Here is a 21,724-nt window from a genome sequence, read left to right as displayed (position 1 = left end):
TCCGCGGCGGTCGACGGCCGCCGCGGATGCCATGATGTCTGTCGACACTCGGAAACCGGGCGAGGAGGGGGCCGCGATCGGATGGCGCGGTTCGAGGCGGTGACATCGGTCGAAGGCCCGAGGGCGGCGGTGGCGCTGTCGGGCGAATGCGACCTGTCGGCCCGCGAGGAGTGCACGACGGCCCTCATGACCGCGGTGGACGCGGCGCCGACGGTCGTGGTGGACCTCGGCGGGGTGACGTTCCTGGACTCCAGCGGCGTGCACGCGCTGGTGACCGCGTACCGGGCGGCGCAGGACCGCGGCGGCCGGCTCAGCGTGGTCGGCGCCGGCGGGATGGTCGCCCACGTGCTGGAGATCACCGGCGTCGGCGGTCTGCTCAGCCCGCAGGACGGGGGCCGTGATGGTTGAGCACCCGGCCGTCCCGGGCTCGTGGATCGGTTACCGCCTGGTCTCCGACCTGGCCGCGGTCCGCGCCTTCGTGACCGCCCGCGCGGTCGCGCTCGGCCTGTCCCGCGACCGGGCCGATCTGCTGACGCTGGCCGTGAACGAGCTGGCCACGAACACGCTGCAGTACACCGAGCAGGGCGGCGAGGTCCAGTTGTGGACCGAGTCCGGGCAGGTCATCTGCGACGTGCTCGATCAGGGCCCGGTGCTGCACTTCGGCGCGGCCATGCCCCCGGCCGACGCGGTCCGCGGCCGCGGCCTGGCCATCGTGGAGCTCGTGTGCGACCAGGTCGCCGCCTTCGCCGGTGCCCGCGGCTCGATCGTGCGTCTGCAGCTGGTCCTGGCCTGACCCGCGGCCCCCATACCGAGCACGACGGCGTCCTCTCCCCGGCGGGCCGCCGGGGAGATTCCGCATGGCGGTCGTTCGTCGTCCTGAGCGTGTCCGGTCAGAGCACCTGCACGGCCAGGGTGCACGTGTCGTCGTCCGGGGAAGGGCGGCGCAGCAGCTTGCGCAGGCCCGGCAGCGGGTCGGTGATGTCCGGCCCGGTCGCCGCCGACAGGGCCGCCTTCACCCAGTCCAGCTGTGTGCCGACGTCCATCGCGCGCCGCTCCACGAGCCCGTCGGTGTAGAGCAGGACCACGTCGCCGGGGCTCAGCGCGGTCGTCTCGGCCGGGTACGCCGCGTCCGCCACCGCCCCGAGCAGCAGGCCCGGCGGCAGCGGCAGCTCGTCCGCGGCCCCGGCCCGGGCCAGCAGCGGCGGCAGGTGCCCGGCCCGGGCCCAGGTGAGGCGGCGCGCCGTGGGGTCGAAGGTCCCGATGACCGCGGTGCCGGTGAGGCCGAGCTGCACGCACAGCCGGTTCATGTGGCCGAGCAGCGTTCCCGGGTCGTGAATGCCGATGGACAGCCACGCGACAAGCGCGAAACGCAGGTGGGCCATGCCGTTGGCGGCCTCGAGGCCGTGGCCGGCGACGTCGCCGACGGCGAGCACGACCGGGCCGTCGGGAAGGGTCTGCGCGTGGTACCAGTCCCCGCCGACCCGCAGCGCGCTCTCGGCCGGCAGGTAGCCGACGGTCGCCCGCAGGCCGCTGAGCGGGAACGGCTCGCGCGGCACCGGCTGGATGAGGTGCTGCAGCTGGGCGGCGAGGCGGTGCTCGGCGATGGCCGTCAGCTCGCGGGTGTGCAGCTGGTCGCTGAGCCGCTCGATGGCGCTGCGGGACAACTCCCGCGCCGTCACGTCCTGCACGACGGCGTAGACCTTCAGCGGCGCCCCGGCGGCGTCGCGGGCCAGGTCGGACAGGACGCGCAGGTGCTTGGTCCCCTCGCCGACCCGGAAGCGGAGCGTCACGTCGGAGGTGGCGCCACCGCCCGAGCGCATGCGGGTATCACTGTCCGAGCGCATGCGGGTATCACTGTCCGAGCGCATGCGGGTATCACTGTCCGAGCGCATGCGGGTATCACTGTCCGAGCGCATGCGGGTATCACTGTCCGAGCGCATGCGGGTATCACTGTCCGAGCGCATGCGGGTATCACTGTCCGAGCGCATGCGGGTATCACTGTCCGAGCGCATGCGGGTATCACTGTCCGAGCGTATGCGGGTATCACTGTCCGAGCGCATGCGGGTATCACCGTCCGAGCGCATGCGGGTATCACTGTCCGAGCGTATGCGGGTATCACTGTCCGAGCGCATGCGGGTATCACTGTCCGAGCGCATGCGGGTATCACTGTCCAAGGTTTGCCAGGACAGCTCGGCGATCGGCGTGTCCTCCGGCACGACCGCCGCGGACTGCTCGGCGCGCGGCATCGGGCCCAGCGCCGGGTCGCGCTCGAAGATGCGGTACATCCCCGGCGACCAGTCGGAGCGGCCGGTGAGCAGGTCGTACTCCGCCCAGCCGAGGCTGCCCAGCGACTCCGTGCGGTCGAGGCGGCGGCGGGCCTCGTCGACCCGCTCCCACCACACGAGCAGGCCGTCCAGCACGCGGTGCACGTTGACGCCGAAGCTCGAGTCGGCGGCGAAGCCCGCCGCGTCCTGCAAGTAGTGGTAGTCGTCCAGGCCGGCCGGGGCGCCGGTGCGCAGGACCTGCTGGTAGAGCGCCCACAGGGGGCCGCCGGCGACCGTGGGGTACAGCTCGGTGAGCCGCCGGCCGACGCGCGACGGGCCGAGGCCGTAGAGGTCGGCCCCCTCGCCGCTGGTGGCCGCGACGATGAAGTCGGAGACCTCGCCCGTGGCCGTGCGGACCGGGCGCAACCATGTGCACCCGGCCGGCACGACGGCCAGGATCTCCCGCACGACCGCCGCGATCGCCTCGGCGTCGTCTGCCATGCCCCGAGCCTATCGGCACCGGGCGATCGCGGCGGCCCTGCGGTGGGTCAGGCGGCCGAGCAGGTGGGGGTCAGGGTGCCGGCGGTACCGGTGCCCTGAATCCCGAACTCGGTGAACTGGCCCGCGTTCACGTGCCCGTTGTAGGACACGTTGCTCCAGTTGTTACCGGACCTCGTGACGTTCCACGAGCTGGTGGCGGTCGCGCCGGACGGCAGCGTGAGGCCTACCGTCCAGCTGTTGATGGCGGCCGATCCGGCGGTGACGCGGACGGTGACGACGAACCCGCCCTGCCACTGGTTCACCGACACGGTCGCGGTGCAGGCGCTGGTGCCGCCGCCCGGGCCGGACGGCGAGGGGGACGAGCTCGACGGCCGCGGCGACGCCGAGGACGACGACGGGCGCGGCGTCGGGCCCTGGGTGTTGAGGCCCATGAACTCGATCGCCATCGCGGCCTGGCCGGCCAGCGGCAGGGAGTGCCCGACGCCGCTGATGCTGATGCCCTCGACCGGCGGCGCGACGTTCGCGCTGCCGTAGCGGGTGCGGGTCCAGCCCGAGCGCGGGGTGTCCGTCAGCGCCGGCGTCTGGCTGACGCCGAGCACGTTCGTCCACTGCTTGATCTCCTCGCCGAAGTTCGGGTAGGAGAGGGTCGTGTCGGTCGTGCCGTGCCACAACTGCATCCGCGGCCGCGGCCCGCTGTAGCCCGGGTAGGCGTTGCGGACCATGTCGCCCCACTGCTGCGGCGTGTAGATGCGCTGGCCGCTGGAGCACTGGCTGTTCCACGACGAGCCGTCGGTGGTGGCGAAGCAGCCGAACGGCACGCCCATGAACGCGGCGCCGGCCTTGAACACGTCCGGGTAGTCGCCGAGCAGGACGTTTGTCATCATCGCGCCCGACGAGGCGCCGGTGACGTACACCCGGCCCGGGTCGCCGTTGTAGTGCTGCTCGGTGTAGGTGACCATCGACATGATGCCGACCGGGTCACTGCCGCCGTTGTGGGTCAGCGCCTGCGGCGACGAGACGTCGAAGCACTGGCCGCTGCGGGTGGCCGAGGGGTAGACGACGATGAAGCCGTACTGCGCGGCCAGGGACGCGAACTCGGTGCCGGAGTAGAACGCCGGGCCCGAGCCGGTGCAGTAGTGCACGGCGACCAGGATCGGCGGCTTGGCCTGCACGTTGTCGGGCACGAAGATGTGCATCCGCAGCCCGGACGGGTTGTTGCCGAAGTTCGTCACCTCGGCCAGCGAGGCGGCCTGCGCGGGCTGGGCGACCACGAAGATCCCGGCCAGGGCGAGGGCGATGCCGGCGGCGACGGCGAGCAGACGGCGCATGTCAGCTCCCCGCGCAGGTCGGCGCGAGGGTGCCCGCGGTACCGGTGCCCTGGAAGCCGAACTCCGTGTACTGCCCGGCGTTCACGTGCCCGTTGTAGGACACGTTGCTCCAGTTGTTGCCCGAGCGCGTGACGTTCCACGAGTTGGTGACCGCCGCGCCGGAGGGCAGCGCGAGCCCGACCGTCCAGCCGTTGATGGCCGCCGAGCCGGCCGTGACGCGCACGGTCACGACGAAGCCGCCCTGCCACTGGTTGACCGAGGTGGTCGCCGTGCAGCCGTTGCCGGTGCCGCCGCCGGGGTTGGAGGGCGACGTGGACGGCGACGGCGACGTGCTGACCGACGGCGAGGTGGAGACCGGCGGGGGCGAGGTCGTCCCGCCGTCGCCGTTCAGGGCCGTCAGCGTGGAGTTGTACGCGGCCTTCTTGTTGCCGTTGTTGTCGAACAGCAGCGGGTTGTCGCTGGCGCGCCACGAGTCGCTGTCCCGGATGCCCCACACCGTGATGCCGGTGCAGCGCGACACGGCCAGGCAGGCCTTCACCACGGAGGCGTAGGCGTTGGCCTGGGCGGTGCCGGAGTAGGCGATGTCCAGCTCGGTGATCTGCACGTCGACGCCGAGATCGGCGAAGCGCTGCAGGTTGGCCTGGTAGTCCGCGGTCAGCGGCGAGCCGGAGTTGATGTGCGACTGGAAGCCGACGCAGTCGATCGGCACGCCGCGGGCCTTGAAGTCCTTCACCATGTTGTAGACGCCGGTGCTCTTGGCGTTGACGCCGTCGGTGTTGTAGTCGTTGTAGCAGAGCTTCGCGCCCGGGTCGGCGGCCCGGGCGGTGCGGAAGGCGACCTCGATCCAGTCGTTGCCGGTCCGCTGCAGGTTCGAGTCCCGGCGCCCGCCGCCCCCGCCGTCGGCGAAGGCCTCGTTCACCACGTCCCAGGCGTAGATCTTGCCCTTGTAGTGTCCGGCGACGTTGGTGATGTGGTTGACCATCGCGTTGCGCAGCGCCGTGCCCTCCATGCCCTGCGCCCAGCTCGGCTGCTGCGAGTACCAGGCCAGGGCGTGGCCGCGCATCCGCTGCCCGTGCGCGTTCGCGTGGGCGACGATCTGGTCGGCGTTGCCGTAGCTGAACTGGCCCTGGGTGGGCTCGGTCGCGTCCCACTTCATTTCGTTCTCGGGCGTGATCATGTTGAACTCGCGGTCGAGAATGCCGCTGTAGGTGGCGTCGCTGAGTTTGTAGGCGGCGACGGCGGTACCGAAGTACCGGCCCTTGTCCGCGGCCGAAGCGCCCAGGGTCGAGGCGGCTTCGGCGCTACTCGCGAGGCCCACGACGACGGCGATCGCGGCCGCACCGGCCACAGCGATCGCGCCCCGTGTCCTTGCTTTCCTCATGGCGGGAGACCTCCGAAATATTTCGACATCCGCTGATTCGCGGACCTCTTCCAGCATTCCTAGAAAATGGCTGGAAAGAAATGTTTCGGAGGCCTCCACCAGGTCGAAGGCGTTATCGATAATGCAATTTCTGAAACTTACAAACGCCTATGTTTCAGCCTTTTACTGAACCCGTTAAGCCGCCCACGATTCGCCGCTCGGCGAAGACGAAGAAGCCGATCGCGGGGATCATCGAGGCCGCCGTGTAGGCCAGGATGCGCGCCGTGTCCTGGGAGTACTGCGTCTGGAACGCCGCGACGCCCAGCGGCAGGGTGAAGTCCGTCGGGTCCGACAGCACGAGCAGCGGCAGCAGGTACCCGTTCCAGCTCGTCACGAACGCGAGGATCGCGACGGTGGTCAGCGCCGGGCGGCTCAGCGGCAGCAGGATCCGCCAGAAGAACCCGAGCCGGCCGGCCCCGTCCATGGCCGCCGCGTCCTCGAGCTCGCCCGGGATCGCGTGCATGAACGGGCGCAGGATCACGATGGTGATCGGCAGCGAGAACGCCGCCTCCGGCAGGGCCACGCCGAGCGCGTGCTCGAGCAGGCCGAGCTGGCGCAGCAGCAGGTACAGCGGCAGGGCCGCGGCCGTCACCGGGAACAGCAGGCCGATGGTGAACAGCGTGTACAGGCCCTCGCGGCCCTTGAACTGGTACCGCGAAAGGGCGAAGGCCGCCATCGCCCCCGTGGCGACGGCGAGGCCCGTGGCGACCACGGCGATGAACGCGCTGTTGGCCATCGCCCGCCAGAACACCGAGGAGGACAGGACCTCGGTGAAGTTGGACATCACCCAGGGGTGCGGCCAGCCGGCGGGGGAGGTGTTGATCTGTGCGTTGGTGCGGAAGCCGCCCAGGATCGTGAAGAGCAGCGGGACGATGGTGATCCCGACGACGAGCACGGCCGCCAGATATCTGAACGGCGTGCCCAGGGTCATGGCCTTCGGTGAGTTCACGGCGTTCGGCGAGGCCATGGCGTCACTCCACGATCCGGGTCAGGGCGCCCTGGGTGTCACGGCGCAAGGCGAAGCGCTGGTAGATCAGCGCGAAGATGAAGCAGACGACGAACAGCACGATGGAGACCGCGCTGCCGTAGCCGAACTCGTAGCGGCTGAAGCCGCGGTCGAGCAGGTAGGTGGCCATGGTGCTGGAGGCGTTCGCGGGACCGCCCAGCGTCATGATCCAGACCAGGTCGAACAGCTGCAGCGAGCCGATGATGGACAGGAAGATCCAGATCCGGATCGTCGGGCCGAGCAGCGGCAGCACGATGCTGCGGGTCGTCTGCCACGGGGTGGCGCCGTCGGTGGCGGCCGCCTCGCGCAGCTCCGGCGGGATGCTCTGCAGCCCGGCCAGCAGCAGGATGATGCCGAAGCCCAGGTACTTCCACGTGATCACGATGAACAGCGTGTAGAGCACCAGGTTGCCGTCGGCGAGCCAGTCCTGGATCAGGCCGCCGAGCCCGACGGCCCGGAACATCTGGTCGACGAACCCGTCCGGCTGGAGCATGAGCAGCCAGACCACGGCGGTGATGGCCTCGGAGAGCACGTACGGCGCGAAGACGATGAGCCGCAGCGCGGCCCGGCCCCTGATGCGGCCGTTGAGCAGCAGCGCGATGCCGACGGACAGCGGGAGCTGGATGAGCACCGACAGCACCGCGATGATGATGTTGTGCAGCAGGGAGTGCAGGAAGACCTCGTCCTGCAGCACCCGGGAGTAGTTGCCCAGCCCGAACCAGGTGCGAGGGCTGAAGCCGGTCCACTTGTAGAAGCTGTAGTAGACGGCCGCCGCGATGGGCAGCAGCACGAATCCGATGAACAGCACCAGCGCCGGGGTCAGCAGCAGCGTGAGCTCGAGCCGCTTGGCCCGGCGCCCGCCCGGCCGTCGGGCCGGTCGCGACGCCGCGCGACCGGCCCGGGCCGATGGTGCCGCCGCCACGGCGATACCACCCGATTGCGTCATGCCTGACTCTCGTTTCATTGGGTGCGGCCCGGGGTGCGACCGCGACCAGAGTGTTTCAGTAGGTGCGGTCCCTGGGACCGGAACCGAGGTTGCGGAGTTTCAGTGGTGCGGCCGGTGGAGGCCGGGACCATCGAGGCCCCGGCCCCTTTCCGCCCACCGCGACCCGAGTGTGTCAGGGGCCGCGGGTGGGCGGAGCCCCCCGATGGGGAGCGACCGGAGGGAGCGCGAAACACAGTCCTACTTGTTGGCGACGGCCTTCGTGAACGCGTCCACGATGCCCTGCGGCGAGCCCTTGCCGGCGAAGAAGTCCGCGACCGCGTCGTTCAACGCCTGACCCACGCTCGTCGGCAGCGCCTGGTCGAAGTACACCTGGATGTAGGGCGCCCCGTTGAGGTACTCCTGGACCGTCTTGAGCGACTGGTCCTGGATCGCCGAGATCGCCTTCGGGTTCGACGGCAGCGTCGCGGTGTTGGTCGACACCAGCTTGGTCTGCACGTCGGTGCTGGCGATGTACTTCAGGAAGTCCGCGCACGCCGGCCCGGCCTTGACCGCGCAGGAGAACCCGTCGCCGCCGCCGAGCGCCGTGCCCGGCGTGCCCTTCCCGCCGTCGATGCTCGGGAACGGGAACCAGCTGAGCTTCGAGGCGAACTGCTTGTCCTCGGTCAGCGGGATCATCGTCGGCAGTTCCCAGTCGCCCTGCAGCTCCATCGCGGCCTTGCCGTTGGCGACGAGACCGGCCGAGCTGCCCGCGCCCTGCTGGGCCGGGGTGCCCAGGAACGCGTTCTGGAACGGGTTGGTGGCCAGGAACGCCTTGAGGTCCTCGCCCGCCTTGACCCAGCACGGGTCGTCCATCTTGAGGTTCTTCACCGTGTTCTTGACGGTGTCGGTGGAGCACTCCCGGATGGCGAAGTACGACCACCAGAACGCGTCCGGCCACTTGTCCTTGCTGCCGATCGAGATCGGCGTGATGTTCTTGGCCTTGAGCTTGGCGACCGCGTCGTTGAGCTCGGTCATGGTCTTCGGAGCCGCGGCGATGCCGGCCTGCTCGAAGAGGTCCTTGCGGTACCAGAAGCCGACCACGTGCAGGTCGTAGGGGATGCCGTACTGCTTGCCCTCGACCTGCCAGCCGGTCGCGGCCTGTCCGAGGTCACCGATCCACGGCTTCACCTGGTCGGTCATGTCCATGATCTTGCCGGACTGGACCTGCGTGGCCAGGGCGCCGCCGCCCCACTGCTGGAAGATGCTGGGCGGGTTCGGTGACTGCAGCGCCACCGAGATCTTGGTCTTCAGCGCCTCGTTCTGCGCCGGTTCGACCTTGAAGTTCACATTCGGGTGGTCCTTGTGGTACTGGTCAGCGATCGACTGCCAGACACCCAGAGCGGGGTCCTGGTTGCCGTTGTGCCACCAGGTAAGGGTGACCGGTGCGTTCGCATCGGCCGGTGTGTCACTGCTGTCGTCTCCGCAAGCGGTCAGGGAGGGGATCACCATCGACATCGCGATGGCGATCGTGGCCAGCCTCCGTGGGGTGCTCAGGTGGACGTTCAAATTGATCATCTCCTGACGGGGGCGTGGGCGAGCCTCAAGGCTCGGCCCTCGATGACCGCAGAGTCTGCGCCTTTGTTACGAGCGTTGTCAATCGTTGTCGATAACGTTATCGGACGTTATTGTGCCCTCGTGAAACCCAGTTCCCGAGTCACGATCCGAGACGTGGCGGCCACCGCCGGCGTCTCGGTCGCGACGGTGTCCAAGGTCCTCAACGCCCGTTACGGCGTGTCCGCGGCGACCAGCGCGCACGTGCAGGCGGTGATCCGCGAGCTGGGCTACGAGGCGAGCCTGGTGGCGCAGAGTCTGCGCAACCACAAGACCAACGTGATCGGCATCCTGGTGGCCGACCTCGAGCCGTTCTCGACGGAGCTGCTCAAGGGCGCCGCCAAGGCGATCAAGGGCACCGGGTACGAGCTGGTCGTCTACTCCGCCGGCGGCCGCACCGGCGACCAGGCCGGCTGGGAGCAGCGCTACCTGTCCCGCCTCTCCGGCACCCTCGTCGACGGCGCCATCCTCGTCACCCCGACCGTCGTCGAGGTGGAGTTCGGGCAGGCCGTGGTCGCGGTCGACCCGCACGCCGGCCCGACCGGGCTGCCGACCGTGGACTCCGACAACCTCGCCGGGGCCCGCCTGGCCGTACGTCACCTGCTCGATCTGGGCCACCGGCGCATCGCGCTCATCGGCGGCCGCGGGGACCTCGAGTCGGCGAAGCTGCGCGAGCAGGGCTACCGCGAGGAACTGGCCGGCGCCGGCATCGAGCCCGACCCCGCGCTCATCCAGCCCGGCAACTACGACGCCGACGACTCCACGGCCGCGGCCCGGCGGCTGCTGGAGCGGGCCGACCGGCCGACCGCGCTGTTCGCCGCGAACGACACCTCGGCCATCGCGGCCATCGAGGTCGCCCTCGCGATGGGCCTGCGCGTGCCCGGGGACCTCTCCGTTGTCGGCTTCGACAACGTGCCCGAGGCCGCCCTGGCCAACCCTTCCCTGACCACCGTGGAACAGCCCATCAACGAGATGGGCCACCGTGCGATCGACCTGCTCATTCAGCTGATGAACGGCGAGCCGGTCGACAACACCCACGTTCGGCTGGCCACGCGACTCGTGGTGCGCCAGTCGACCGCTGCCTTGGAGACGGACCTTTGAGCGTGACAGAAGCGTGGCGGGACGCCACACAGCCCGCCGCAGAGCGCGTCGCCGACCTCATGGCGAGGATGTCGCTGCGCGAGAAGGTGGCCCAGATGTACGGGGCCTGGCTCAACGTCGGCGACACCGCCGGTGAGGTCGCCCCGCACCAGAACGACCAGGCCCCCGACCCGATCGACTGGCCCGAGCTGGTCCGGCACGGGCTGGGCCAGGTGACCCGCGTCTACGGCTCCGCCCCGGTCGAGCCCGAGGCCGGCGCGCGCCGCGTGGCCGACCTGCAGCGCCAGATCATCGGGGCCGGCCGGTTCGGGATCCCCGCCATCGTGCACGAGGAGTGCCTGACCGGCCTCGCGGCCTGGCGGGCGCCGATCTTCCCGACGCCGCTGGCCTGGGGCGCGAGCTTCGACCCGCGGCTCGTCGAGGCGATGGGCGCCCACATCGGGGCCACCATGAGCCGGCTCGGCATCCACCAGGGCCTCGCGCCCGTGCTCGACGTGACCCGCGACCTGCGCTGGGGCCGCACCGAGGAGACCATCGGCGAGGACCCGCACCTGGTCGGCACGATCGGCTCGGCCTACGTGCGGGGCCTGCAGTCGGCCGGGATCGTCGCCACCCTCAAGCACTTCGTCGGCTACTCGGCCTCCCGCGCCGGGCGCAACCTCGCGCCGGTGTCGATCGGTCCCCGCGAGGTCGCCGACGTGCTGCTGCCCCCGTTCGAGATGGCGCTGCGGGCCGGGGCCCGCTCGGTGATGAACAATTACACCGACATCGACGGCGTGCCGGTGGCCGCCGACGCGACGCTGCTCACGGGGCTGCTCCGGGAGCGTCTGGGCTTCGACGGTACCGTCGTGTCGGACTACTTCGCGATCGCGTTCCTCGAGTCGCTGCACGGCGTCGCGGCCGACCGGGCCGAGGCCGCCGCGATTGCGCTGCGGGCCGGCATCGACGTCGAGCTGCCCGGCGTGAACTGCTACGGCGGCCCGCTGCTCAAGGCCCTGGAGGCCGGCGACGTCGACGAGGGCCTCATCGACCGCGCGGTCGAGCGGATCCTGCGGCAGAAGTGCGAGCTCGGCCTGCTCGACGCCGGCTTCGCGGCCGAGCCGGCGTACCTCGCCGCGCCGTCCCCGCTGGACGACGCCGAGGCCCGCGACATCGCCCGGCGCCTCGCCGAGCGCTCGATCGTGCTGCTGCGCAACTCCTCGGCGCTGCCGCTGCGGCCCGGCGCGCGCCTGGCCGTCGTCGGCCCCGGCGCGCACCGCCCGGACGCTCTCTTCGGCTGCTACAGCTTCCCGCGCCACGTCGGGATCCACCACGAGGGCCTGGAGCTCGGCGTCGAGACACCGTCCATCGTGGACGCCCTCGGGTCCGACTTCCCGGTGTCGTACGCCCTGGGCTGCCCCGTCCTCGGCGGTACCGACGAGGACATCGCGGCCGCCGTCGCCGTCGCCGCCGAGGCCGACGTGTGCGTGGCCGTGCTCGGCGACCTCGCCGGCCTGTTCGGCACCGGCACCTCGGGCGAGGGCTGCGACGCCGTCGACCTGCGGTTGCCCGGCCGCCAGGAGGAGCTGCTGGAGGCGCTGCTGGCCACCGGTACCCCGGTCGTGCTGGTCGTGCTGGCCGGGCGCCCGTACGAGCTGTCCCGCCAGGTCGAGCGGCTCGCCGCCGCGGTGTGCACGTTCTTCCCGGGCGAGGAGGGCGCCGGTGCGCTCGCCGGGATCCTCAGCGGACGCGTGAACCCGTCGGGCCGGCTGCCGGTCGGCTTCCCGGGCCCCGGCGCGTCGCAGCCGAGCACCTACCTCGCCGCCCCGCTCGGGCAGCGCAGCGAGGTGTCCACGGTGGACCCCAGCCAGCTCTTCCCGTTCGGCCACGGCCTGTCCTACGCCGACGCGGAGTGGGGCGCGGTGTCGCTGCACTCGCCGGACGGGTGGGCCACCGACGGGGAGATCGAGCTGACGGTACCGCTGCACAACTCCTCGGACCGCGAGGTCAGCACCGTCGTGCAGATCTACCTCCACGACCCGGTGGCGCAGGTCGCCCGGCCGGTGCGCCAGCTGCTCGCGGCCCCGCGCGTGGACCTCGAGCCGGGCGCCTCGCGCACCCTGGTCGTGACCCTGCACGCGGACCTGCTGTCCTACACCGGCCGCGACGGCCGGCGGATCGTCGAGCCCGGCGACATCGAGCTGCTCGTGGCCCGCTCCAGCGCCGACGTGCACACCTGCGTGCGCGTCCCCGTGGTCGGCGCGGCCCGCGAGGTGGGCGCGTCCCGGCGCCTGCACCCGGAGTCCACGCTCCTGCCGTAGCCGCCCGCTCACTCGCGCCGGGTGAGTGGAGGGCGGGCCGCGGGGCCGACCATCGGGTGAGGAGGTGCGTGATGTGCCGGTGGCTGGCGTACTCGGGCTCGCCCATCCTGCTGGAGGAGTTGCTGTACAAACCGGAGCACTCGCTGATCGACCAGAGCATGCACGCGCGGCTCGGCGTCGGCACGACCAACGGTGACGGGTTCGGCGTGGGCTGGTACACACCGGACGGGCCGGACGAGCCGACGCTGTTCCGCGGTACCGGACCGGCCTGGGGCGACGAGAACCTGCGCGAGCTGGCCCACTCGGTGCGCTCCGGGCTGTTCCTGGCCCACATCCGGGCCAGCACGGGCACGCCGGTGCAGCAGACCAACTGCCACCCGTTCCGCTACGGGCGGTGGCTGTGGCTGCACAACGGGCGGATCCGCGGCTACCCCGAGCTCAAGCGCGCGCTCATGCTCGCCGTCGACCCGATGCTGTTTCCCCGCATCGGCGGCTCCACCGACTCCGAGCTGATGTTCTACCTGGCGCTCACGTTCGGCCTCGAGCGTGACCCGGTCGGGGCCGTCGAGCGCATGGTCGGCTGGGTCGAGCAGACGGGGCAGCGCTTCGGCATCGACCACCCGGTGCAGATGACGATCGCGACCTGCGACGGCGACCGGCTCTGGGCGTTCCGGTACTCCAGCGAGCACAACAGCCGCTCGCTGTACTGCAGCACGGCCGTCGACACGCTGCGCACCATGTACCCGGACAACCCGGTGCTGCAGCGGGTGTCCGACGACACCCGGATCGTGGTCTCGGAGCCGCTCGGCGGCCTGGTCGGGGCCTGGCAGCCGGTCGCGGAGTCCAGCTACGAGCTCGTGACGCCGGGCCTGGACGTGGTCGGGCCGTTCGAGCCCGACCACGCCCAGCCCTGCGACGTGTAGACCGCCGCGTTCAGATCGCCCGGGCGACCGCGATCGTCGCCTGCAGCCGCGGGCCGGCCTCGTAGAACATGTACTCGACGCCGCCGTCGGTGCCGAAGGACGGTGCGGCGCTGCGGCCGTTGTCCGGGGCGCCGGTCAGGGCGTGGTGGAACGCGCCCAGGTGCACCTCGCGGTCGAAGGCGTTGCCGACCTCGGTGAGGTACATGTCGCCGCCGTTGCCGTGGTACACGACGTAGGCCGTCCCGTTGCGCTTGAGCAGGTGCGCGCCCGAGATGTCGGTCTGGCCGTCGGGGGTGGGGTACACCAGCGGCGTCGGGTCGAACTGCCAGCTCTTGGCGTCGGACGACCAGCCCCAGAAAATCTTGCGGGTACCGCTCGTGACGCCCATGAACAGCATGACGTACTTGTTGCCCAGGCCCGTGACCGTGTGCTCGAAGACGCGGGCGTAGGAGGTCTCGGTCGTGCCGGGCACCATCGACGTGCTCAGCACCACGCCGAAGTAGGTGTAGTTGATGCCGTCGGTCGACCAGGCCATCCGGGTCGTGTTGTTCTCGCCGTGGAAGTAGCAGTAGAACTTCTTGTTCGACGCGCTCCACAGCACGTACGGCGACGACACGTGGCTCACCGAGTAGTACGGCGACCAGGTGTTGCTGATGATCGGGTTGGCCGCGTACTCGGTGAACGGGCCGCCGAGCGAGTTGCCGTAGGCCAGGCAGATGCCGCCCGGCTTCTCGTGCGGGGCGTAGTACAGGTAGTAGCGGCCGAGGCCGCCGCTGATCTTGTCGTACACCCCCCGGATGCACGGGAAGATGAGCTCGTTCGTGGGGTTGTAGCGCAGTGCCGCCTTGTCGAACGGCACGCCGATGTACTGGTAGCTCGGGAATCCGGCCGGCGCGGCGGACGCCGGCGAGGGGAGCGGCAGGGCGCCGATGGCGGCGGCGCCCGTACCCAGAGCCGCTCCCTTGAGCAGTTGGCGGCGATTCATGGATGGGAGTGTGTGGCGCGTGCGGGGCGCCGGTCAAGGTGCTAATACGAATTATCAGCCGAGACCGGGGACTTGACGAATCGGCGCCGATGGGTTCAGGATGGCTGCCCAGCGAGTGATAATGCGCATTAGCACGGAACGGACGGCCACGTGACCGGAACTCCCAGGCGCCTGACCCAGCGGGACATCGCCCGCATGACCGGCGTCAGCCAGGCGACCGTGTCGCTCGTGCTCAACGGGCGCTCGGACGGCGACGTGCGCATCGCCCCGGAGACCCGCGAGCGGGTGCTGCAGGCGATCCGCGACAGCGGGTACGTCGCCGACCCCATCGCCCGCCGGCTCGCCGCGCGGGACAACCGGATCATCGGCGTGTTCACCTACGAGCCGGTGTTCCCGGCCGGCAACAGCGACTTCTACCACCCGTTCCTGGTCGGCATCGAGGAGCGGGCCGAGGCCCTGGGCAGCGACCTGCTCCTGCTGACCAGCGCCCCGGTGGTGGACGGGCGGCGGCGCATCTTCCACGAGGGCAACCGGCTGCGGCTGGCCGACGGCTGCATCCTGCTGGGCCGTTCGCTCGACCGCGACGAGCTGGCCCGGCTGGTCGCGGACGGGTTCCCGTTCGTGTCGGTCGGCCGGCGCGACGACGCCGGGGGGCCGGTGCCGTACGTCGGGGCCGACTACGCCGGCGCGACCGAGGCGCTCGTCCGGCGGGCGGTCGGGCTCGGGCACACTCGCCTGGCGTACATGGGCCAGGGGGAAGGGCCGGAGTCGCACGCCGATCGCAAGGCGGGCTTCGACCGGGGCGTGGCCGCGGCCGGCGTCGACAGCGTGCACCTGCCGGCCGACGACCTCGGCGCGGTGCTGTCCAGCGGCGCGACTGTCGTGTTCGCCGAGGAGCACAGCGACGGCGTGGCGCTGGCCGGTGAGATCGGTATAAGTGGTTCTTCGGGCGAAAAGTCCAGAACGTTGCCCGACGTTTCGATAGTCACCCTGGGCCAGCCCACCCGGCACGTCACCGACCCGACCGGCACGCAGTTCACCGGCTTCGCCATACCCCGGCGCGAGATGGGGGCCCAGGCCCTGGAGGTGCTCACCGCCCTGATCGACGGTACCAAGACGCGCCGGCAGCGGCTGCTGCCCTGCGAGCTCATTCCCGGCACCACCCTGGAAGAAAGATGGAAATGAACACTGATGTCCTGGTCGTCGGGGGCGGGCTCGGCGGCGTGGCCGCGGCGCTCGCGGCACTGCGGGCGGGCCGGCGGGTCGTGCTCACCGAGGAGTACGACTGGATCGGCGGCCAGCTCACCAGTCAGGCGGTGCCGCCCGACGAGCACTCCTGGGTGGAGCGGTTCGGCGTCACGGCGAGCTACCGCGCGCTGCGCGACGGGATTCGCGACTACTACCGGCGGCACTACCCGCTGACGGCGGCGGCGCGTACGTGGCGCGACCTGAACCCGGGCGCGGGCCACGTGAGCCGGCTCTGCCACGAGCCCCGGGTCGCGGTGGCCGTGCTGGAGGCGATGCTGGCGCCGTACCGCAGCAAGGGAACCCTGACCGTCCTGCAGCCGTTCGTGCCCGCGGCCGCGACCACCGACGGCGACCGGGTCACGTCCGTGACCCTGCGCCACCGCGACTCCGGCGCGACGGTGCACGTCAGCGCTCCCTACGTGCTCGACGCCACCGAGACCGGCGAGCTGCTGCCGCTGACCGGCACCGAGTACGTCACCGGCTTCGAGTCGCAGGCCGACACCGGCGAGCCGAGCGCCCCCGCCACCGCGCAGCCGGCCAACATGCAGGCGGTCTCGGTGTGCTTCGCGGTCGACCACGTCGACGGCGACCACACCATCGACCGCCCGGCCCGCTACGACTTCTGGCGCGACTACACCCCGCCGTTCTGGGGCGGCCCGCTGCTGTCGTTCCGCGCGCCGAGCCCCCGCACGCTGCTGCCGACCGAGCGGGTGTTCGACCCCAACCCCGGCGACGACCCGCTCGCCGTCGACGCCGACCAGCGCCGCAACCCGGGCGACCACAACCTGTGGACGTTCCGGCGCATCGCCGCCCGCGGGCTCTTCGCCCCGGGCGCCTACGACAGCGACATCTGCCTGGTGAACTGGCCGATGCTCGACTACTTCGAGCACCCGGTCATCGACGTGCCCGATGCCGCCGAGCACCTGGCCGCGGCCCGGGAGCAGGCGTTCTCGGTGCTGTACTGGCTGCAGACCGAGGCCCCGCGCCCCGACGGCGGCACCGGCTTCCCCGGGCTGCGGCTGCGCGGCGACGTCACCGGCGGCGCCGACGGGCTCGCCCAGGCCCCCTACATCCGCGAGTCCCGGCGCATCCTCGCCGAGACCACGGTCGTCGAGCAGGACCTGGCCCTCGCCGTGCGCGGCGACAAGGGCGCCGTGGACTACCACGACTCGGTCGGCGTCGGGATGTACCGCATCGACCTGCACCCCTCCACCGGCGGCGACCACTACGTCGACGTCGGCTGCTGCCCCTTCCAGATCCCGCTCGGCGCGCTCATCCCGCGCCGGATGGACAACCTGCTGCCCGCCGGCAAGAACATCGGCACCACCCACATCACCAACGGCGCCTACCGCCTGCACCCCGTCGAGTGGAACGCGGGCGAGGTCGCCGGCGCCCTGGCCGCGTTCTGCCTGGACCGTGCGTGCACCCCGCGCGCGGTGCGCAACACCCCCACCCTGCTGGCCGAGTTCCAGGCCCGCCTGGACCGCGACGGCGTCGAGCGGCACTGGCCCGATGTCGCCGGATACTGACACCCCCGAGGAGTTTCGATGCGATTCCGTGTTGCGATAGCCGCCCTGTCGCTGCTCGCGCTGGCCGCGTGCGGCGACGGCAAGAGCGGCAGCACCCCCGCCGCCGCCGAGACCGGCCCGGTCGAGCTGCGCATGACCATCTGGTCGGCCAACGAGGCCCACCTCAAGCTGTTCAACGACATCGCCGCCGAGTACAAGACGGCGCACCCGAACGTCAGCGTCAAGTTCGACCCGCTGCCGTTCGAGTCGTACTCGACCACGCTCACCACCCAGATCGCCGGCGGCAACGGGCCGGACCTGGCCTGGATCCTCGAGGACTCGGCGCCGGACTTCGTCGGCTCCGGGGCGCTGGTCCCGCTGGACAAGATCGAGCAGCCGGACGACCTCGCCCCGGCGGCCACGAAGCTGTGGCAGAACGGCGGGAAGTTGTACGCGTACCCGTTCTCGACCTCCCCGTTCGGCATGTTCGTCAACACCGACCTGCTCAAGCAGGCGGGCCAGGACAGCCCGGCCGACCTCGTCACCGCCGGCACCTGGACCTGGGACAAGGCGTTCGCGCAAGGAGCGGCGGTCAACGCGAAGACCGGCACCGCCGGCATCGTGGTGCGCGACTTCGACTACAAGACGTGGAGCAACCTCTCGACCGTCTGGACCGGGTGGGGCGCGCAGGCCTGGAGCGCCGACGGCAAGACGTGCGGGTTCAACGCCCCGGAGATGGTCGACGCGATGAGCGCCCTGCACAAGGCCGTCTTCACCGACAAGGCGATGCCCGGCCCGGGCGTGGCCGCCGACTTCTTCGCCGGGCAGTCGGCGATGACCATCACCCAGATCTCGCGGGCCTCGCTGCTCAAGGACGCCAAGTTCGGCTGGGACCTGGTGCCGCTGCCGGCCGGGCCGAAGGGCAAGTACTCCGTGGTCGGCCAGGCCGGGCTCGGGGTTCTGAAGAAGAGCAAGCACGCCGGCACCGCCGCGGACTTCCTGACCTTCTTCACCAACGCGGCCAACAGCGCCAAGCTCGCGCAGTACTTCCCGCCGGCCCGCAAGAGCCAGCTCAACGCCGAGACCATGGCCAAGACCAACCCGCTGCTCAAGCCCGCGCAGCTGCAGTCGGTCGTCGTCGACGGCATCGCCGGCGGCGTGGTCAAGCCCAGCCACACCGGCTCGGCCGAGATCGCGCAGAACGTCCGGGCCTCGCTCGACCCGCTGTGGAAGCCCGACGCGAACGTGAAGAGCGTGCTGGACAACGTCTGCTCTCACCTGTTGCCCCTGCTGGCCAAGTAGCGATGAAATTCTGGACCACGCGCCGGCGCGACCACCTGGCCGGCTACCTGTTCATCGCGCCGCAGCTGGTGGGCACGATCCTGTTCGTGCTCGTCCCGCTGGTGCTGGTCGCGTGGTACAGCCTGCACGAGTGGAACGTCCTCGCCGACGAGTTCAACTTCGTCGGCGGGAACAACTACCGGCAGCTGGCCGACGACCCCAACCTGCCGAAGGTGCTCGCCGCCACCGGCCTGTTCTCGGCCGGGCTGCTCGTGCTCAACCTGAGCCTCGCCCTGCTCCTGGCCGTGCTGCTCAACCAGCGGCTGCGCGGCACGGTCTTCTTCCGCACGCTGTTCTTCTCGCCGGTCGTCGTGTCGATGGTGGCGTGGACGATCGTGTGGGGGTTCCTGCTGCAGGACAACGGCGGCGTCAACGGCATCCTCGACTCCGTCGGGGTGCACGGGCCGAACTGGCTGCGCGGCGACGTCACCGCGATGATCTCGGTGATCGTCGTGCAGGTGGTCAAGAACGTCGGGCTCAACATGGTGCTGTTCCTGGCCGCGCTGCAGGGCGTGCCGTCCGGGCTCTACGAGGCCGCGCGGCTGGACGGGGCGAGCGCCTGGCGGGCCTTCCGCAGCATCACCGTGCCGATGATCAGCCCGACCATCATGCTCACCTCGATCATCACGGTGGTCGGCTCGCTGCAGGTGTTCGCTCAGATCGCGGTGCTCACCCAGGGCGGGCCCGGCACCTCGACCACGGTGCTCGTCTACTACCTCTACCAGCAGGCCTTCCAGTTCCACCACTTCGGCTACGGCGCCACGCTCTCGCTGGTGCTGTTCGCCATCGTCCTGGTCCTGACCACCGTGCAGTGGCAAATGCGCAAGCGATGGGTGTTCCATGAATCGTGAAACCGCTCGCCGGAAGGTCTGGCTGTACGGTCTGCTGTGCGTCCTGGCCATCCCGTTCGTCTTCCCGACGTGGTGGATGGCGACGTCGTCGGTGAAGCCGGTGAGCGAGGTCTTCAAGTTCCCGCCCTCGCTCATCCCGACCAGCGTCGACTTCTCCGCCTACAAGCAGGTGTTCGAGGCGCAGCCGTTCGCGCAGCAGTACCTCAACAGCATGTACATCGCCGTCGTGTGCACCATCGGCACGCTGGCGGTGTCGTCGCTGGCCGGCTACGCGTTCGCCCGCATCCGCTTCCGCGGCCAGAACGCGCTGTTCCTGTTCGTGCTCACCGGCCTGCTCGTGCCCAGCGAGGTGACGATCGTGCCGCTGTTCCAGATGTTCCAGCGCTGGGACATGATCGACACCCACTGGCCGCTCATCCTCGTGCCCATCTTCGGCGCGCCGAGCGTGCTCGCAACTTTCATCATGCGGCAGTTCTTCATCGCGCTGCCGCCCGAGCTCGAGGAGGCCGGGCGCATCGACGGCCTGGGCCGGTTCGGCCTGTTCCGCCGGGTCGCCCTGCCGCTGTCGCGCCCCGCCCTCGGGGCGGTCGCGATCTTCACCTTCCTGCACAGCTGGAACCTGTATCTTGAACCGATCGTGTTCCTGTCCACCCCCTCGAAGTTCACGCTGCCGCAGGCGCTCACCCAGTTCGTCGACGCCTACGGCGGGCCGGCGTGGAACGTGCAGCTGTCGGCGGCGACGCTGACCGCGATCCCGGTCCTCGTCGTGTTCGTCATCGCCCAGCGCCAGTTCATCGAGGGGCTCGCCCACACGGGACTGAAAGGCTGACGACGCCGTGCCGCTGTCCGACCTCACGCACGAGGACTGCCTCGCCTACCGCAGCACGGCCGTGGAGCCGGCCGGCTTCGACGAGTTCTGGGCAGGCGTGCACGCCGACACCGGGCCGGCCTCGTTCGAGCTCATCTCGACGAGCCTCAAGACGCTGCGGGTGTACGACGTGAGCTTCCCCGGCTACGAGGGTCAGCCGGTGCGGGGCTGGTTCGTCGTGCCCGCCGGGGCCGACGGGCCGCTGCCGTGCGTGGTGGAGTTCCCGGGGTACAACGGCGGCCGCGGGCTGCCCGAGGACTGCCTGCTCTACGCCTCGGCCGGCTACGCCCACCTGTTCATCGACGTGCGCGGGCAGGGCGGCGGCTGGCGGCGCGGCGACACCGGCGACGTCGAGCCGGTCGGCTCCGGGCCGCAGCACCCGGGGTACATGACGCGGGGCATTCTCGACCCGGCCAAGCACTTCTACCGCCGGGTCATCACCGACGCGGTACGGGCCGTGCACGCGGCCCGCAGCTTCGAGCTCGTCGACCCGGCCCGGGTCGCGGTCACCGGGATCAGCCAGGGCGGCGGGCTCACCCTCGCCGTCGCCGGGCTCGTCCCGGACCTCGCCGCGGCCGCCGCCGACGTGCCGTTCCTGTGCGACATGCGCCGCGGCGCCGAGCGGGCCGCGACCGGCCCCTACCTGGAGGTCGCCGGCTACCTGAAGGTCCACCGCGACCGCGTCGACACCGTGTTCGACACCCTCGGGCACTTCGACGGCGTCAACTTCGCCAAGCGCGCGACGGCCCCGATCCTGTTCAGCGCCGCGATGATGGACACCACCTGCCCGCCGTCGACGGTCTACGGCGCCTACCACAACTACGCCGGCCCGAAGCAGATCGAGGTGTACCACTTCAACGGCCACGAGGGCGGCGAGACCGTCCAGCACGCGGCCCGGCTGCGCTTCCTCGCCGGGATCCTGCATCCGTAGATCTTGATGTGTACCATGCGCCGGTGACCAACGGGGAGAACAACGGTCCGCGGCGCGTGCCCGGGCACATCATCGGCTCCATCATCGCCACCGGCTTCGGCACCGGCTTCATCGCCGGCAACTGCGGCAAGCTCGACGACCCGTGGCCGCAGGTGCTGCGCGTCGGTGCCGCCCTGGCCGCCGCCGCGCTCATCATCGCCGTGCTGCGCTCCCGCGGGGCGGCGCCGGCGGGCGGGCCCCGGCCGGACCGGGCGGGGCGGTTCATGGGCCGCGGGTACTGGATCGTCGTGGCGATCGAGGCGCTCGCGCTCTTCGGCGGCCTGGCCGTCATCAACGCCGTGCTGCACCGCTCCGAGGTCTCCGTGGCGTGGGTCGCGCTCGTGGTCGGCCTGCACTTCTACGGCCTCGGGTACGTCTGGAGCGCCCCGATGTACCACTGGCTCGCCACCGCCATGACGGTCCTCGCGGTCGCCGGGTTCGTCGTCTTCCTGGCCGGCGGCGGGGAGGCGGGCGTCGGGCTCGTCTCCGGCGTCGGCTCGGGCATCGCGCTGTACGGCGCGGTGCTGTGGGGCCTGACCGGGGGCCGCCGCCGGCTCGCCTGACGGCATCGGGC

Annotated in this window: 19 protein-coding genes; 12 read left to right on the top strand and 7 right to left on the bottom strand. The window is 70.9% G+C overall.

What is annotated here, in order from left to right; translation table 11 throughout:
• The first annotated feature begins 81 nt into the window (after positions 1 to 81).
• Together ACPPVO_RS41255 and ACPPVO_RS41250 are read left to right on the top strand one after the other, a co-directional pair.
• Positions 82 to 408, top strand: coding sequence for an STAS domain-containing protein (locus ACPPVO_RS41255; RefSeq protein WP_426504013.1), 327 nt, complete (start codon positions 82 to 84; stop codon positions 406 to 408).
• Entirely contained in the window at positions 401 to 793 is a 393-nt protein-coding gene (locus ACPPVO_RS41250; RefSeq protein WP_426504012.1) for an ATP-binding protein, read from the top strand. The genes ACPPVO_RS41255 and ACPPVO_RS41250 overlap by 8 nt, the downstream gene beginning before the upstream one ends.
• A gap of 97 nt (positions 794 to 890) precedes the next feature.
• Here ACPPVO_RS41250 and ACPPVO_RS41245 read toward each other — a convergent pair whose 3' ends face one another.
• The 6 genes from ACPPVO_RS41245 to ACPPVO_RS41220 form a co-directional block, all read right to left on the bottom strand.
• Positions 891 to 2,765 carry a PP2C family protein-serine/threonine phosphatase gene (locus tag ACPPVO_RS41245; protein ID WP_426504011.1) on the bottom strand — a complete coding sequence of 625 codons (1,875 nt, stop codon included), beginning with the start codon at positions 2,763 to 2,765 and terminating at the stop codon, positions 891 to 893.
• 47 nt (positions 2,766 to 2,812) lie between these two features.
• Positions 2,813 to 4,093 carry an extracellular catalytic domain type 1 short-chain-length polyhydroxyalkanoate depolymerase gene (locus tag ACPPVO_RS41240; RefSeq protein ID WP_426504010.1) on the bottom strand — a complete coding sequence of 427 codons (1,281 nt, stop codon included), beginning with the start codon at positions 4,091 to 4,093 and terminating at the stop codon, positions 2,813 to 2,815.
• Between the two features lies 1 nt (position 4,094).
• Positions 4,095 to 5,474, bottom strand: a complete 1,380-nt coding sequence (locus ACPPVO_RS41235) for an endo-1,4-beta-xylanase (protein ID WP_426504009.1) — start codon at positions 5,472 to 5,474, stop codon at positions 4,095 to 4,097.
• 154 nt (positions 5,475 to 5,628) lie between these two features.
• Positions 5,629 to 6,480 carry a carbohydrate ABC transporter permease gene (locus tag ACPPVO_RS41230; RefSeq protein ID WP_360371997.1) on the bottom strand — a complete coding sequence of 284 codons (852 nt, stop codon included), beginning with the start codon at positions 6,478 to 6,480 and terminating at the stop codon, positions 5,629 to 5,631.
• A 4-nt stretch (positions 6,481 to 6,484) separates the two neighbouring features.
• The gene (locus tag ACPPVO_RS41225) at positions 6,485 to 7,465 is read right to left on the bottom strand and encodes a carbohydrate ABC transporter permease (protein WP_426504008.1); all 981 of its coding nucleotides are present in this window, start codon (positions 7,463 to 7,465) and stop codon (positions 6,485 to 6,487) included.
• A gap of 237 nt (positions 7,466 to 7,702) precedes the next feature.
• The gene (locus ACPPVO_RS41220) at positions 7,703 to 9,019 is read right to left on the bottom strand and encodes an ABC transporter substrate-binding protein (protein ID WP_426504007.1); all 1,317 of its coding nucleotides are present in this window, start codon (positions 9,017 to 9,019) and stop codon (positions 7,703 to 7,705) included.
• A 153-nt stretch (positions 9,020 to 9,172) separates the two neighbouring features.
• Between ACPPVO_RS41220 and ACPPVO_RS41215 the strand changes: the two genes are divergently transcribed.
• The 3 genes from ACPPVO_RS41215 to ACPPVO_RS41205 all read left to right on the top strand — a co-directional run bounded on the left by ACPPVO_RS41215 (position 9,173) and on the right by ACPPVO_RS41205 (position 13,379).
• A complete protein-coding gene (locus ACPPVO_RS41215; RefSeq protein WP_360372003.1) occupies positions 9,173 to 10,156 on the top strand; it encodes a LacI family DNA-binding transcriptional regulator in 984 nt (327 codons plus the stop codon).
• A 2-nt stretch (positions 10,157 to 10,158) separates the two neighbouring features.
• A complete protein-coding gene (locus ACPPVO_RS41210; RefSeq protein WP_426504006.1) occupies positions 10,159 to 12,456 on the top strand; it encodes a beta-glucosidase in 2,298 nt (765 codons plus the stop codon).
• A gap of 71 nt (positions 12,457 to 12,527) precedes the next feature.
• Complete coding sequence (locus tag ACPPVO_RS41205) at positions 12,528 to 13,379, top strand: class II glutamine amidotransferase (RefSeq protein ID WP_426504005.1); 852 nt, start codon at positions 12,528 to 12,530, stop codon at positions 13,377 to 13,379.
• A 10-nt stretch (positions 13,380 to 13,389) separates the two neighbouring features.
• Here ACPPVO_RS41205 and ACPPVO_RS41200 read toward each other — a convergent pair whose 3' ends face one another.
• Positions 13,390 to 14,364, bottom strand: coding sequence for a twin-arginine translocation signal domain-containing protein (locus tag ACPPVO_RS41200; RefSeq protein ID WP_426504004.1), 975 nt, complete (start codon positions 14,362 to 14,364; stop codon positions 13,390 to 13,392).
• A 195-nt stretch (positions 14,365 to 14,559) separates the two neighbouring features.
• On the opposite strand from ACPPVO_RS41200, the gene ACPPVO_RS41195 reads away from it, so the two are divergent.
• From ACPPVO_RS41195 to ACPPVO_RS41165, 7 genes are read left to right on the top strand one after another with little or no spacing between them, the layout of a single operon-like run.
• Entirely contained in the window at positions 14,560 to 15,549 is a 990-nt protein-coding gene (locus ACPPVO_RS41195) for a LacI family DNA-binding transcriptional regulator (RefSeq protein WP_426504003.1), read from the top strand.
• On the top strand, positions 15,546 to 17,141 hold the full coding sequence (locus tag ACPPVO_RS41190; RefSeq protein WP_426504002.1) for an FAD-dependent oxidoreductase: 1,596 nt from the start codon (positions 15,546 to 15,548) through the stop codon (positions 17,139 to 17,141). Before ACPPVO_RS41195 ends, ACPPVO_RS41190 begins: the two co-directional genes overlap by 4 nt.
• A gap of 18 nt (positions 17,142 to 17,159) precedes the next feature.
• Entirely contained in the window at positions 17,160 to 18,422 is a 1,263-nt protein-coding gene (locus ACPPVO_RS41185) for an ABC transporter substrate-binding protein (RefSeq protein WP_426504001.1), read from the top strand.
• Positions 18,423 to 18,424: 2 nt separating this feature from the next.
• Positions 18,425 to 19,312 (top strand): carbohydrate ABC transporter permease, encoded by an 888-nt coding sequence (locus tag ACPPVO_RS41180; RefSeq protein ID WP_426504000.1) that lies wholly within the window; start codon positions 18,425 to 18,427, stop codon positions 19,310 to 19,312.
• Positions 19,302 to 20,141, top strand: a complete 840-nt coding sequence (locus ACPPVO_RS41175) for a carbohydrate ABC transporter permease (RefSeq protein ID WP_426503999.1) — start codon at positions 19,302 to 19,304, stop codon at positions 20,139 to 20,141. The genes ACPPVO_RS41180 and ACPPVO_RS41175 overlap by 11 nt, the downstream gene beginning before the upstream one ends.
• A gap of 7 nt (positions 20,142 to 20,148) precedes the next feature.
• Positions 20,149 to 21,111, top strand: a complete 963-nt coding sequence (locus ACPPVO_RS41170; protein WP_426503998.1) for an acetylxylan esterase — start codon at positions 20,149 to 20,151, stop codon at positions 21,109 to 21,111.
• A gap of 23 nt (positions 21,112 to 21,134) precedes the next feature.
• Complete coding sequence (locus tag ACPPVO_RS41165) at positions 21,135 to 21,713, top strand: hypothetical protein (protein WP_426503997.1); 579 nt, start codon at positions 21,135 to 21,137, stop codon at positions 21,711 to 21,713.
• The last annotated feature ends 11 nt before the right edge of the window (positions 21,714 to 21,724 follow it).

It is taken from the genome of Dactylosporangium sp. McL0621, from assembly GCF_049995355.1.
GTDB lineage: Bacteria > Actinomycetota > Actinomycetes > Mycobacteriales > Micromonosporaceae > Dactylosporangium.
This window is presented reverse-complemented; position numbering and strand designations above follow the sequence as displayed.

Excerpts from the sequence above, each read along its gene's own strand:
- ACPPVO_RS41175 (WP_426503999.1), top strand. The coding sequence starts at position 19,302 with ATGAATCGTGAAACCGCTCGCCGGAAGGTCTGGCTGTACGGTCTGCTG.
- ACPPVO_RS41200 (WP_426504004.1), bottom strand. The coding sequence starts at position 14,364 with ATGAATCGCCGCCAACTGCTCAAGGGAGCGGCTCTGGGTACGGGCGCC.
- ACPPVO_RS41240 (WP_426504010.1), bottom strand. The coding sequence starts at position 4,093 with ATGCGCCGTCTGCTCGCCGTCGCCGCCGGCATCGCCCTCGCCCTGGCC.
- ACPPVO_RS41230 (WP_360371997.1), bottom strand. The coding sequence starts at position 6,480 with ATGGCCTCGCCGAACGCCGTGAACTCACCGAAGGCCATGACCCTGGGC.
- ACPPVO_RS41220 (WP_426504007.1), bottom strand. The coding sequence starts at position 9,019 with ATGATCAATTTGAACGTCCACCTGAGCACCCCACGGAGGCTGGCCACG.
- ACPPVO_RS41185 (WP_426504001.1), top strand. The coding sequence starts at position 17,160 with ATGCGATTCCGTGTTGCGATAGCCGCCCTGTCGCTGCTCGCGCTGGCC.
- ACPPVO_RS41225 (WP_426504008.1), bottom strand. The coding sequence starts at position 7,465 with ATGACGCAATCGGGTGGTATCGCCGTGGCGGCGGCACCATCGGCCCGG.
- ACPPVO_RS41250 (WP_426504012.1), top strand. The coding sequence starts at position 401 with ATGGTTGAGCACCCGGCCGTCCCGGGCTCGTGGATCGGTTACCGCCTG.
- ACPPVO_RS41255 (WP_426504013.1), top strand. The coding sequence starts at position 82 with ATGGCGCGGTTCGAGGCGGTGACATCGGTCGAAGGCCCGAGGGCGGCG.
- ACPPVO_RS41180 (WP_426504000.1), top strand. The coding sequence starts at position 18,425 with ATGAAATTCTGGACCACGCGCCGGCGCGACCACCTGGCCGGCTACCTG.
- ACPPVO_RS41205 (WP_426504005.1), top strand. The coding sequence starts at position 12,528 with ATGTGCCGGTGGCTGGCGTACTCGGGCTCGCCCATCCTGCTGGAGGAG.
- ACPPVO_RS41245 (WP_426504011.1), bottom strand. The coding sequence starts at position 2,765 with ATGGCAGACGACGCCGAGGCGATCGCGGCGGTCGTGCGGGAGATCCTG.
- ACPPVO_RS41190 (WP_426504002.1), top strand. The coding sequence starts at position 15,546 with ATGAACACTGATGTCCTGGTCGTCGGGGGCGGGCTCGGCGGCGTGGCC.
- ACPPVO_RS41195 (WP_426504003.1), top strand. The coding sequence starts at position 14,560 with ATGACCGGCGTCAGCCAGGCGACCGTGTCGCTCGTGCTCAACGGGCGC.
- ACPPVO_RS41235 (WP_426504009.1), bottom strand. The coding sequence starts at position 5,474 with ATGAGGAAAGCAAGGACACGGGGCGCGATCGCTGTGGCCGGTGCGGCC.